This window comes from Pseudoalteromonas sp. T1lg65, from assembly GCF_051930985.1.
In the GTDB taxonomy this organism is placed as follows: domain Bacteria; phylum Pseudomonadota; class Gammaproteobacteria; order Enterobacterales; family Alteromonadaceae; genus Pseudoalteromonas.
This window is the reverse complement of the sequence record NZ_CP196837.1, coordinates 1755985-1769297: the sequence shown is the minus strand read 5'-3', so window position 1 is coordinate 1769297 and position 13313 is coordinate 1755985. Positions and strand designations below refer to the sequence as shown.

The 13313-nt window shown below is 39.1% G+C and carries 12 protein-coding genes; 3 read left to right on the top strand and 9 right to left on the bottom strand.

Going from position 1 to position 13313, the window contains the following annotated elements; all coding sequences use genetic code 11:
- Nucleotides 1-72: 72 nt before the first annotated feature.
- Nucleotides 73-1824, bottom strand: coding sequence for an MFS transporter (locus tag ACSLBF_RS07595; RefSeq protein ID WP_440056206.1), 1752 nt, complete (start codon nucleotides 1822-1824; stop codon nucleotides 73-75).
- Nucleotides 1825-1898: 74 nt separating this feature from the next.
- Between ACSLBF_RS07595 and ACSLBF_RS07590 the strand changes: the two genes are divergently transcribed.
- Nucleotides 1899-4253, top strand: a complete 2355-nt coding sequence (locus ACSLBF_RS07590) for a hypothetical protein (protein WP_440056000.1) — start codon at nucleotides 1899-1901, stop codon at nucleotides 4251-4253.
- 136 nt (nucleotides 4254-4389) lie between these two features.
- Here the strand turns inward: ACSLBF_RS07590 and ACSLBF_RS07585 are convergent, their stop codons facing one another.
- The 7 genes from ACSLBF_RS07585 to ACSLBF_RS07555 form a co-directional block, all read right to left on the bottom strand.
- Nucleotides 4390-4935, bottom strand: a complete 546-nt coding sequence (locus tag ACSLBF_RS07585; RefSeq protein WP_440055999.1) for a DUF924 family protein — start codon at nucleotides 4933-4935, stop codon at nucleotides 4390-4392.
- 11 nt (nucleotides 4936-4946) lie between these two features.
- On the bottom strand, nucleotides 4947-5564 hold the full coding sequence (locus ACSLBF_RS07580; protein ID WP_440055998.1) for a LysE family translocator: 618 nt from the start codon (nucleotides 5562-5564) through the stop codon (nucleotides 4947-4949).
- Between the two features lie 102 nt (nucleotides 5565-5666).
- Complete coding sequence (locus ACSLBF_RS07575) at nucleotides 5667-5993, bottom strand: DUF2834 domain-containing protein (RefSeq protein ID WP_440055997.1); 327 nt, start codon at nucleotides 5991-5993, stop codon at nucleotides 5667-5669.
- A gap of 192 nt (nucleotides 5994-6185) precedes the next feature.
- Nucleotides 6186-6974 (bottom strand): trypsin-like serine protease, encoded by a 789-nt coding sequence (locus ACSLBF_RS07570; protein WP_440055996.1) that lies wholly within the window; start codon nucleotides 6972-6974, stop codon nucleotides 6186-6188.
- A gap of 121 nt (nucleotides 6975-7095) precedes the next feature.
- Nucleotides 7096-8079: a hypothetical protein gene (locus ACSLBF_RS07565; RefSeq protein WP_440055995.1), complete on the bottom strand. Its 984-nt coding sequence runs from the start codon at nucleotides 8077-8079 to the stop codon at nucleotides 7096-7098.
- Nucleotides 8080-8192: 113 nt separating this feature from the next.
- A complete protein-coding gene (locus ACSLBF_RS07560; RefSeq protein WP_440055994.1) occupies nucleotides 8193-8564 on the bottom strand; it encodes a DUF6559 family protein in 372 nt (123 codons plus the stop codon).
- 123 nt (nucleotides 8565-8687) lie between these two features.
- On the bottom strand, nucleotides 8688-9881 hold the full coding sequence (locus ACSLBF_RS07555) for an alpha/beta hydrolase-fold protein (RefSeq protein WP_440055993.1): 1194 nt from the start codon (nucleotides 9879-9881) through the stop codon (nucleotides 8688-8690).
- A 365-nt stretch (nucleotides 9882-10246) separates the two neighbouring features.
- On the opposite strand from ACSLBF_RS07555, the gene ACSLBF_RS07550 reads away from it, so the two are divergent.
- Nucleotides 10247-11218 (top strand): transposase, encoded by a 972-nt coding sequence (locus tag ACSLBF_RS07550; protein ID WP_440055992.1) that lies wholly within the window; start codon nucleotides 10247-10249, stop codon nucleotides 11216-11218.
- 429 nt (nucleotides 11219-11647) lie between these two features.
- The gene (locus tag ACSLBF_RS07545; protein WP_440055991.1) at nucleotides 11648-12592 is read left to right on the top strand and encodes a hypothetical protein; all 945 of its coding nucleotides are present in this window, start codon (nucleotides 11648-11650) and stop codon (nucleotides 12590-12592) included.
- 100 nt (nucleotides 12593-12692) lie between these two features.
- Here the strand turns inward: ACSLBF_RS07545 and ACSLBF_RS07540 are convergent, their stop codons facing one another.
- Complete coding sequence (locus ACSLBF_RS07540) at nucleotides 12693-13220, bottom strand: cell division protein ZapC domain-containing protein (protein ID WP_440055990.1); 528 nt, start codon at nucleotides 13218-13220, stop codon at nucleotides 12693-12695.
- Nucleotides 13221-13313 lie beyond the last annotated feature (93 nt).

Here is a 13313-nt window from a genome sequence, read left to right as displayed (position 1 = left end):
TTTTTAATTTTCATTCAGTGTAAAAATAGATAGGCGATCACGCAACCGATAGGAGACCAACGGAACTTATTGTTAACGTCTTACCATCACTCGGTTAAACCAAAACAATCCGCCCCCTGTCACTACTGCAATTATTGCAAATAGCCCCCACATCAGCTCAGGCTTCGCCATTTCCTGCACTAACACTTTGTAACTCCAGCCGGAAAGAAATCCAGCAAACAAAAAGCCCAACGCCATCGAGACAAAGTAGTAACCCATATAAAGTGCGGCTTGAGATTTTGGCGCAATACTAGCGACATATTCCTGGCTTTTAGGTGAGGCAAGCATCTCTCCAAGCGCAATCAAGAGGATCACTAATACCACCAGTTGTCCACTTATCCAGCTGGTTTCAGCCACTAATAAAGTAAATGCCAGAGTGATCACCACCATACCCCAAACTAATACATAAAATGGCTTAAAACGCTGACATAAAGCACTTACCAAAATTTGCAGTAGCACAATCGCCGCAAAGTCTAAATTAATGAGGTACTCAGGATTAACCTGACGATATTCAACTAACGTCGTGACCACATTTTGAAGTTGTTGTTCTGACAACACAACTTCCTGAACCTTTAACTGATTTAGCTGATCAACCATCTCACTGATAACTTCTGAGGGCACATTCACTTTTAAGTGTACCCACTCAAGTCTTATTGCTTCTATATCAACCTGAGCTGCTGGTGTTAGACGATTATAGAGTTCGCTTACAGCATGGCTTAATTTTGTCACATCAACATGAGCGAAAAAATTAACCGCGCCATCGCCAAACCAAGAAAGAAAAACCAATAAATCTCGAGTATCTGAATAATCGCGAATATATAACGGTAAGGTATAAAACAGCTGGTTGTACACTGTCCAAAACCCTGCAAGGATCAGTAAATAAAGAGCAAACGGCACATTGCTTACCTTGGTTGGCTGACGCCACCAAGTTTGTGCGTTATTTTGTCGATAAGTGCAGTATTTATCCCAAAGGTAATTCAGTATTAGCCAGCAACCAATCAATAAAAATGCATGCTGATAGTCAATTAGCCCTACACCTGCTGTCATCAAGATAATCAATGCCGTAAACATGGTGATAGCAAAACGACTGTTGCCAAGTACCGACTGTGCATCTTTAAAAATCTGCGACAAGGGTAATTTTGATTTAGGTAAGCTAGGGGGATCTTTGTAAAACAACAACACAGGGATGAAATTAATCGCTATCCATGCCGCCGACATCATAAACACCGCATCCCAACTGATCGCTCGCATATACCCTGCTACTAAAGGCCCAATAAATCCGCCCACATTCACCATAGTGTAAAAAATACCAAAACCCAGTCCTCTATTTTTGTCATTGGTACTGTGGGTTACGGTCCCTACCACAACAGGTTTGAAGCATGCGGCTCCAAATGCCACCACACTGAGAACGATAAAAAATGGCCAAAAACTTTGCACTTGGCCTAAGAGGTAATAGCTTGGCGTCATAATCGCAAAGGCCAGTATAAACATTCGCTTATAGCCTATTCTATCGCCCAGCGCTCCGGTAAAAACAGGTAAAAGATATAAAAAGAAAGGAATAATCCCCTGCACGGCTCCGCGTTCAATGTCATTAAATCCGACTCCTCCCTGAGACTTTGGAGTGGTCATATAGATTGACGACACCGCAAAGAAACCGTACCACGCTAGTCGTTCAAAAATTTCCATAAAATTGGCGATGTAGAATGCTCGACCAAAACCACTTGAACTAGGTTCTGCATTATCCATCGGCAATTTATCAGCTGTTACCTGTTGATCTGATTGCATGATGACATTATCCGTTATCTTTGTTATTTTATTTTGCATACAATATACATTAATTATAATTTGAGAAAAGCCCTATGCGTTTATTAGTCTTCGTTTTGTTATTTTTTCTGACCGCATGTCAGAGTACGAAAAGTCAACAGAATACAATCCCTAGTCCTTTAGAGTTAAAAGCTGACATCACGGTTTCAGGACGAGTCAGCACACTTAATCACATTGATATTGTGCATGTCGGTAAAACCATTCCTGATACCTTCAGCGAAGGAAAAATATCAAACTCAAGAGGTTATAACTGGTGGGTAAGTAAGCATTTCGCGCTTAAAAGCGACTTTCCAGAACATAAAGTGCGGCTTTATCTAGAGCTGCTAGAAATGTCATATCCCCATTATGTAGAACTATTTGGCATGGCACCTGCCAATATCGATAAAAAGCGAATCGCGGTAGTGTACGGTAGCTCACGTTCAAGGACACGAGAAGCCATGTTAGATGATGGCTTTACTCGAGGTGTTCACAAATACGCGGGGGGCGAAACGATGTTTTACAATCGCGCGGGTTATAGCTTTCCTAGTCACCGCGAGCATCATCAACGTTACATTGTGATCCATGAAACCATGCATGCTTTTCATATGGCGCTTAACGGTCACTCAACGTGGGCACCAAACTGGATAACAGAAGGGATGGCTGATTCTATCGCCAGTCATGTTTATGACCCTGACAGAAAACAACTGACAGTGATGGTATTTGACAGAGCACCAATGAATTACATTCTTTCTGGCCTGCAGCAGTATCATCAAGGTGGTCAACCATCATTTGAAGCCATTAATGATGACCCCGCGTTAAAGCGTGGCTTAAACTTCTTTATCGTACACTTTTTACTAAGTGACCCCGAACGTTATCACTACTTTAAGCAATTTATTGCCAAGCTGATGGCAGCTAACCCTCACTCGGAAGCGACGTTACCTACAGCCAACAAGTTACTCAAAGCGACCTTTCCAAATTGGAATAAACTGGAACAAGCATTTGCACAGTTTGTGTCAAACATACAGCCTACATTTCATATCGTAAATGGTCCTTGGGAGCAAAACGGCGCGGGGTATTGGATTAGAAACAGTCAGGAAGATGAATATAGCCGCTTGGATATCATACCAAATGGCCGAAACACTCATCCGGTAATGGATTTTCCGACTCCAGCCAAGCGCACACTTGTGTCAGTGAAAGATGATAAACAGCTAGGGTTCAAAATAGCGTTTCAACCTGAGCAATTGGCACGCGGTGCTATTGGTTTTGCATTCATTACTAAATTGAGCCAAGCCAGCATCGATGCTAAACGCGGGCTAATCTCTGAAAGCGAGGTTGACTATACTGCTGATCAGCTATTCAAAGTAGTTGTGGTAGACGGGGTAAAAATACAGCTGTCGCACAGTCATCATGCATTGCCTGAACAGCAGATAGCACTTAGCCCTGACATAAAAAACAGTTTAAAAAACCATCCAGCGCTTGGAATTACCGTCACACATAGTAATAATTCACTGGCGTTTAGGTTAACTACGAACAGTGCAACGCAATCATTTTCAGTGGCTGTTTCCAGCACACTGTCCAAGCAAATAGACCTCCAATCAATCAGCCTCATTGCGAAAAATAATAACCACTTGATCACGCCTTATCTGTTCACTCATCAATACCCTATAGAAAAAGTAAATACTGCAAACCCCTGGTATTTTGAGCAAGCGCCGTTACTTGGCCGGGCTTTTGAAACATGCGATGCGTTTAAACAACAGCTGATCGAATGTGAGAAACAACTTGAACAGATCTATACACTATTGCCAGAACCAAATAAGCACTCAACACTTGCTTTGCATCTCGAAACACAGCTTAATAATTGGCAACGGCTGCTTGGCAATAAAGCGCTGTGGCAGCTGAGTGGTATTCGCTATCAATTATACTTTCAGCAAAACTCAGCTTACCTGTATCTAATAAACCCATCGAATGATATCGCCACAATGGCAATTAACGAACAACAAGCTGTTCAACTGAGAAACGGTGAACATCGCATTAAATTGCACGCCAATAGCAATGTTATTTCCCTAAAATGGCGAGGCTTAGAAGCCAGCTTTCAATTAGCGGTTCCGAATGAAGTATTTGATGGCGTAATCTTAAATGCAAAGCTTGAAAATAACTTGTTGGTCACATTAACAGGCCCTTACTCCGGTGCTTCAAATGGGACTATACGCGTTAACTTTATCCCCTACTCAGCGCCGTCATCCGCTACTTTATTATGGCAAAAACAAGTCGATTTCAAGCCATATCAAAAACTGCTATTCACTATTGATGAATTTTCTGAACAAAAACACAACAACGGCTTGCTGGAAATCATTGGTGAGTTTGAGGTAGATGGTGAGACTATTAGATTATTGAAACACATTGACCTGTAACCGGACTGAAAGCCAAATCACTTTCCCGGAGATCATCTGATGGCTCCGGGATGCGGGTATAAAACCGTTGATATTATTTCCATATCCCTGTGGCGGTAAGGGTTGAATATACACTTTAGCCTGTTACTCAAGTTGCTTAAAAACCTGAGTTGGGTTGTTTCAGAAACTCCAGCTCTTGCGCTGTAGATTGCCGTCCGAGAATTGCATTTCTATGTGGATAACGTCCAAATCTATCAATGATCGCTTTGTGTTTGAGCTCAAAGTCCAAGCTACTTGCAATTCCCACTGATTCAAACAATTTCAACGCTTCAACATGGATCAATTTCGATTCACTATGCATAAAAGGCATGTACAAAAAATTTCGCTGGGCATTATCTAGCTGTTTATCAATGCAAGTTGCAATCGCAAACTGGGACAGTGCTAACGCCATAGGATCGCAAGCAAAAACATTGGGCGTATCACGGAACATATTGCGAGAAAACTGATCGAGAATAAGCACCTCAGCTAGGCTACCAAGTGCAGTCTCACGCCATTGATATAATTCACCATTTCTAGCTTGAGCATGTAATTCACCGAACCGAGATTTAATTAATTCGTCAAAGTCATCATCTTTTTGCCACCACTGCTGCGGCTCTGTTTCGTTAAACCAAAAGTCTATAATTTGCTTGTAAGGTTTGCTCATTCTATTCGCCTTTAGTGTTGACGACTAAACAAAAGGTTTGCACCTGAAAATGCTAAAAAGCCAGCACAAGCTCTATTAAAACGTTTCGTCATTTCCGGTTTTGTGAACCACTGATTCAAATAGCGCCCGAAGATCGCATATAAGGATATGGCTAGCATCTCTAGCACTAAAAACGTCACCCCCAGAAAGAAAAACTGCTCATTGACACTGGCAGTTGCGTCGATAAACTGAGGCAAAAATGCGGTGAATATTAAAATGGCTTTTGGGTTTCCTGCCGCTAAAGCAAATTCCTGTTTTGCTAGCCCAAAACGATTTCGGCTATGGTCAATTTCCGAGACCAGATTAACTTCGGATCGCCAAAGAGAAAAAGCAATCCATAGCAAATACATCGCGCCTAAAAATTTAATAATAAAAAACAGGATCTCGGATGCATACAGCACCACAGCTAATCCCGAAGCAGCCAACATGATCATAAAGCAAAAAGCGGCTATCCGCCCAAAACCGGCAATCAAAGCCGACTGAAAGCCATAGCATCGTGCATTATTCATAGCAAGTAAGTTGTTTGGTCCCGGCGCCATATTAAGCGCAAAGCATGCAGGGATAAACCATAATAATTTCAACAGTTCCACAATAGATTCTCCTTGGAAAGAGTGTTACTCATCGGTAGGCAAACACACCCTAATTATTTTAACTGGAGAAAAACGACAACGCGTTATATATCCAGCGTTGATTCACGTTTGAATTTGCATTTTTTGATACTGCTTTTCTTTTAAGTAAAGATACAATGGTAGGCCAAAGGACACACCGACGAATAAGGTTCCCAGTAAAGCAAAGTAGCGATACTTTACTTGATGCCTGTAACCATCTACGGTAATAAAACCTAACAACGTAATTGCAGATACCAATACATCTAGCCAAGCAAATATACTAATGGGGTTTATCATGGCTTCATGGACTAAAAGGTCAACTGCAAAACCGTGAGCTATTAGCCAAGGAATAAATGCGCCGTAAGGGAGTAAAATACCAAACAAAGTTAGCACTAGATAAAACTTCGCCATTCCACTTTCCTTGTAGTTAGTTTTGGTAAGATCAGGTACACAATCCTCATTCGTGTCCAAAATTTAACATCAAGCCTAATCAAACTCTAGTAGCAGATGAAAAATCAAATCACGAGAATATGTAATTGTTATAAATATGAAATTCACTCGCGCACTTTACATCGGCTGACTAATGGGTGACCCCAGACTTTGTTAGCTACCCAATACACCTGCTATCCAGTCATAGTAGTTTGATACCCTAACTTGATATGCAGTAGTACCATACAAACCACCTTTAAAAGTAGATATATCGCCGTGCCCTAATTGCCAACTTGATAAACCTACAAGAAAGGGAATACCTTCTTGAATGATAACAGAAGCTCCACCGCTATCTCCAGAGCCATGCATACCTTCAAGTGGCAATGCGTTTTGTGGTTCATCGAATTTGAATGCTAACCAATTTCCTTCTGCACTTTCTATCACATTTTGAAACTGGTTTATTACACGAAGTGATTTTGTATCAATATCTTCCCCAGTTAATCCTGTTCCAGTAGCCCCTTTACCATAAACAGTAATTGTTTTTCCTTTTTCACTGTTGCCTTTGTATATTTTGATTGGATTAACACCTGTTACTTTTGATGACAATTTGATGAGCGCAATATCACTTCTTGATTTGAAAAAGTTCATTAAAGGCGCTAAATCGCCTTTAAGTAAACTGTTTTTAGGTTTAGCGTAATCAGGGTGTATATGAACACTCTCAATTTCATATGCTTTTGAGCCAATGATCAGATCTTTACCAACATAATCATAAAAAATAGTGTGTGCTACGGTCAAAACCCATTGTGATTTTATTAATACACCATGTCCTTCATGGGGCATATCAATAAGGTACTCAGGCATTTTATCAAGAACATAATTTTCAGGAGGAATATCGTGTCTCTTAACAACAGCATTGCTGTATGTAGAAAAGAAAATAACAGATAAGATAAACAAAAATTTCATACTAAGTCCATATTCATTAATGGGTAGCCAACACTATGTTAATGGCAAAAATATAGCTGGCTATAATCTAGCGAAGAAGGAGCAAAAAGCCAACAGTATTTTTTCCTTGTTCAACAGCTTGTTATAACAATTTTTCTCGATACTTTTCTATAGCTAAAATAAACTCGTTAGGTGAATCTACGCCTAAATATATGAGCTTACCCGAATTAAGCTTGATCTCAACATTTGGATTACCAGACAAATTAAATCTATTAACATTACCTGACCGACGTATGAAAATTGAATTAGGTTGAACATGAGCAATTTCACTTAAAGCAATCCTTAATGGATTCCATATGCCATACCTTACAATAATACTGTCTGGAACAATTGAAATAGGTCTAATTGCAATGGCTTTATACTCTGCTATAAAAAACACTAACCCAAGAAGAGTTAAAGCCGTTGTGAAATTAGCCGCAAACGGTGACCATAAAAAATGTAACAGCAAATGCATTGCGGGTAGTTCAAATAAAATTATTAAAATAAAGCCTAATTGGTTGCTTTGAGCGCCATCTTTTTTATGACAGCTAAAATGGCTATCACCTATAAAATTTTGCTGCTTTATCTTTTTTGAAAATAATGCATATGTCCAAACTCGCGCCTCAAAAGATAGTAATGAGCTTATGGCTCCTTTACCTAGAATTCTTTCAATTGGCCTTGATATAGCCAAATCTGGATCTTGTTCTTTTGTAAGTGAAGCTTTAATAGCAAAAAATACGGTCAAAATAGTCGTGATTTCTAAAACGATAAACGTAGCGATAGCAAGATAGCGCAATGATTCAAGGTAAGGCCATACAACCTTGGAGCTTTCAGAGATTACAAAGCTGCCAAGTAATATAATTAAACAGCTGTAGGCAACAGCCTTGATAGCAGCTTCTTTCTTATCTTTAACAAACCAAAAGCACAAAATAGGTAAGACAACTAAACCATCGATTAGCAAAAGCCATTCTGGCTTTTCTACACCATGTCCATTAAGAGCATTGGGACTTTGATAGTAAAAAGCCCAGAAAACAGAAATAACTGCAAGAAAGATAAATGGGATATTCTTTTTAGCTAAAGCTTGCACAGATACTCCTTATCGTTATAACGCCCAATTCAGGGCAGATAATAGCTTGGTGAAGCGAAACGGAACCGAGCAAGCTGTTAGTAGTCCCGTTACTGTAATGGCTTGATATATGGCTATTCGCCACCTCCATCTCCACAACCACCGTCGCCTCCAAAGCCACCTCCGTCACCACCCATTGTTGAGCGACGAGAATAATCTAAAAGCGATTCGAAATTGAAGCGAGGCCAACTATCAAAACACGCTTTTGATACAACAGTGCGCAGTTCACTATAACTTGATTCTAAATTTAATTCATCGAAATTGCGTTGTGAGCAAAACATTGCAAAAGCATATTCGATATTGTGCTCGGTTTTGAGTTCACTATCAAAAACACTTTTTACTTCTTGGGGAGAGTAAAAGTTTTGCTTTTCGAATGCATCAATTAATGCTGGAGGTAATACTCTAGCTATTTTAGGGATTGAATTCTTGTTAAACATATCGAACATTTAGTTAAACTCCATTTTGCTATATAACGCCGTTTTAAGCGGAAAATTGCTGTTGGCTAAAATAAGTGAAGCACGAACCAAACCAAGCTTTTTTAGCCCGTGCTTGATTGCCTTTGTTAGGCGCTATTTTACCAGTAATTCTAATGCGTTAATTTTTTCTATTGCGATTTCATTTCTTGGATTTAATTTAAGGGATTTTTTATATGACTCTAATGCCAATGTATTTTCACCTTTTACCAAATAAGCTTCACCTAAACTGTCCCATACATTGGCTGATTGAGGATAGTATTCAGTGTTCAAAAGAAAAAACTCAATTGCGCTGTCAATATCAATACCAAACTGATCGTTATAAAGCCGATCATACCCAAACCAATTGATAAGGTCTTCTTTAAGATAAAAGTTAGCTCCCAATTTCTTCGATACATTTTGAAAGTGCAATTTGAGCTCAGATGCAGGGCGGAACCTCGCGTGATCATCAATCATATAACCATCAAAAATTGAACGTAATCCTTTATAAAAACTTAAAATAGGCATCGTGTGATGGTTTTCATCCAATCCAAATGTAACTGAATCAAAGTAAAGCCCCTGTTTTGGCGTTGCATTTAACTTTTCAATCAGTTGCTTCACATAATTGCTTTTAGGATAAACATCGCTAACTCGATCTGAAGTTGCAACAAACAATCGACGTTTGTCTAACGAAGGTTTTTGATAAAAGGGTTCTAACTGCTTGAGCATAAATTGATTATCCCACCACATACTAGGATCTATAGCGATATAAGCATTAAAGGTCTCTGGCGTAGTAAATAAGCTTTGAATAATCGGTAGACCGGTAAATGAGTACCCTGTAAACAATCTATAATCTGATGTTCTATAATTTTTATCAATCGTTGGAATAAGCTCATCTTTAATAAAGTGAATAAACTTATCTGCACCACCAGTTACATTTAAAGCTTGGTTTTTTGTTCCTCCATATTGTGTTAGAGAGTTTGTTGGCGAGCTGTCTCTCACTCTGTTTTGACTCACTATGCCAACCACAATCATTTCAGGTATCGTTGGGCTAGCATCCACACTCATTTGATTGACCATACCAGAGAATGTTTGAAAGAAACTATGCATATCACCATCCAGCAAATAAAGTACTGGATATTTTGTATAGTCATTATTCTTGTATGATTTGGGAAGTGAAATCCAGAACTCCCTTTTCTCTTTTAAGATATTCGATTTCAGGGTATGTTTCTCGCCTATTTTGATATCGTTAGCATCAACGCTAAAAGATAGTAATATAAACAAGATAATCGATGTTAAAACCTTAATCATAACCACTCCATTGTGATGAAACCGCATAAGTACCTAATTGTCTTAATAAACGGCGAAAAATAGCAGGCTAAACTAAGCGAAGAATGAGCGCAAGCCTGCTGTTTTGCGTCCATTGTTGAATTAATTTGTTATATGTCGCTATCTCGAGTAAAGGTGAGCTAATGGTGTAATAAGCAAAATAGTTAAAAGTATTAGCCCAGACCACACTATGTAGCCCGTAACTTTGGATAGTGATAAAACAACCTTATCACCAGATTTGGTGAACAGAACTCTAATTAATTACTGACACCCACCACTAATTTGCACCTTCCTAAGATGCCGCCTAAGCTTTAATTCTGCACTCAAAGGATTGAGGAAACCAAACTATGGCAACTGCCCGTAAAAGACAAATCAGTTTAACCGACACCAAATATTACCACTGTATCTCCCGTTGCGTAAGGCGCGCATTTCTGTGCGGTGAAGATAAATTCACTGGAAAATCATACGAACATCGCCGTGATTGGGTTGAAGAAAAGCTCCTGTTGCTGGGGTCGGTGTTTTGTATTGATGTCTGTGCTTATGCCGTGATGAGCAATCATACTCATGTTGTTTTACATGTTGACGATAAAAAGGCTAAGCGTCTGTCGGATGAGGCGATTGTGATACGATGGCATAAGCTGTTTAAAGGCAATTGGTTAAGCTATAAACTTACTGAAGGTGAACCGCTCAATGAATCGGAGCAGTTGATACTTGATGAGCATATCGCCAAGTACAGAGAAAGACTGGCTGATATTAGCTGGTTTATGCGGGTGCTCAACGAAGACATCGCCCGCCGAGCAAATAAAGAGGACAATTGTACCGGTCGATTTTGGGAAGGCCGATTTAAATCTCAAGCCCTACTGGATGAAGCAGCTCTGGCTGTGTGTTTAGCATATGTAGACTTAAACCCTATTCGCGCCAAAATTGCTACAACACCTGAAGTCTCAGACTACACTAGCATCAAAAAGCGTATTGACCACGCAAAGTTAGGAAAACAACCAAAAAGCCTACTGCGCTTTGTTGGCAGCCCTCGAAAACAGATGCCAAAAGGACTACCTTTTGAACTCAAATCCTATATTGAATTGGTTGAATTAACCGGCAAAAGCATTCGTGCCGATAAACGCGGTAATATCAACGAAGCGCAACCCATTCTCACTCGGCTAAATATAGAACCTAAGAATTGGATAAAACTCACCACGCAATTTTCCCGGGTATTTCATGGTGCAGTTGGCCGAGAGCGAGAAATAACCGCTTACTGCCAAACGCTTCAAAAACGACGACGAACAAACCTAGCAAACTGCGAACGCTTGTTGGCATAATAAACCAAGTATTCTCAGCTCTACATATCGAACTGTTGTATTTACAGTACGTTGTCGTGCGCGATAAAGCAGTTTTAATAATGAGATAGGCTTGAGCGCCACATTCCCTTCATTTATGAGCACTTTTGACCCCGGAGATTGATGTGTTTCAAACCTTTTTAAACTCATTCACCCAGCATGTATTTAGTTGTGGGTGTCATTGATTTCGTTGATTTAATTGATTTAATTGATTTAATACTTCTCTCTCCTTGAACTTAGAATTTGATTTTGAAGAACTAAAGTGTAGGCTAGTCACGCAAACTATCAAACTTGAGTGACTGTCCAATTTCAAGCAGGGGAATTAAAGAAAACTGGCTGAGTAGCAGCTTCTCGGACGAATCTCATTAATAGGCCGAATAAACACGTTAGCAGCGTAATTAAGGAAAGATGATGTCTTTAGTTGTAACAAGTAAAAGTTTCGAGATCATCGAACAAAATTATCTACTTTTGTTAGATAATTTAACTGATGTAATAAAAAAGGAGATTCCCTACTTTGATCCATCTCCGACTAAATTAGGACATATAAAGAGGAATTTACAAAAATTTAAGAGCCTAGATCTTAAACAACAATTACACACTTTAGAGTTAGCTAATAAGTTTTCTTGCATTTGGCCAGTACTCAGTATTGCTAATGTGGATATTGGTGATCTGCATAAAGCGGTGAAAGGGAAATTTCAACCAGATGAAGACTCAAGTCAAGAGTATAATGGCTTTTTCTTTGAGATCGCTATGGCATCAAGGTACTTACAAATCTTCCCCGAAAACTCACCTGTGACCATTGAGCTGAATGGAATAACTGATTTAGTCATTGACTCTCACTTTGCTATTGAATGTAAATACCTAATTAGTAGCAATAAAGTATCGAAAAATATTAAAAAAGCAGCAGCTCAAATTAATGAAAGAGTAAATTCCGGCTTAGCCAGGCATGGGATTATTGCTTTAGACTTTACACATTTATTTGATTACAAGGAAAATGATAGACGTTTTGGAAATCTTTTAAAAAGGTACTATGACGAACATAGAAAAAATGACTACGCTACAAAAGACTCTTTTATTTATAATAGGATTGTTAATGATAAAGAATTTATAAATAAAGCCAGTAGAATAGGCATCACTTTGATCGAAGAAATTTTGTCACCCTGTCTTAAAGGTTTATCTCTTAGTGAAAATATCATTGGGATTCATTATGAGTATAGCAACACCTTCGTAATTGATTGTGACGAGATAATTGTAGTTCCTGTAAGAGGCCTATCATATTTTCCGAACCCCAAATTAGACGATGAGGGAAAGAAGCTTTTCGGAAAATTTACTCATAAATTAGCTGTTGGCATATAAAAACGTTTTTCCATTGGAAACAACAGGAAATTTTTTATAAATGACTACTTAACTATTCGTTCAGTCAAAGCACAAATGGAGTTGAGATTAAAATCTGAAGCTAGGCTGTTTTATGAGACAGCTGATTAATCACTAAAGGTGCTAATCTGTCGTTTAACACTTTTATTGCTTGGAATTGTTCTAGCATAATGCCTTCATCAAGAACAAAATTATCATTCAGGCTCAAACACAAACTTGCTTGGCCGTCATGCTCAATAATTAAGAACTCCCCGCAATCACGCTTCGAATTTAGTTGTACAACGGCCTCTGTAACATGTTGGTTTCCAACATAAGGTTTGAAAAACCAGCTTTTAGCTTGCATTGGTTGCAAGTGAAATTTAGCCGCGGTTGCATTCAACGCAATTTGACAGCATCGAGCTTCGCTCCACACGCCAAAATGGTTAAGGTAGGTATAGACGCTTTGATAAAATTCGGCTTCACTCAGGCTGAAATTCGGATTGGTAGCTGAATCTTCGGTAAGATTTCTGATACGAAATGGTGTACACAATTGAAGCTCTTCGCCCAAGTCTACAAGCAATCTATTTCTTTTGTCGCAACGAATCCATTGCCACTCTTTTGACGCTTGCAAACTGACCTCCCACTTACCGATTAACGCTATATAGTTGATAAGTGGGAGTATAACCCGAAAATAGCAATGATAAAATTATTTATAATAACGATT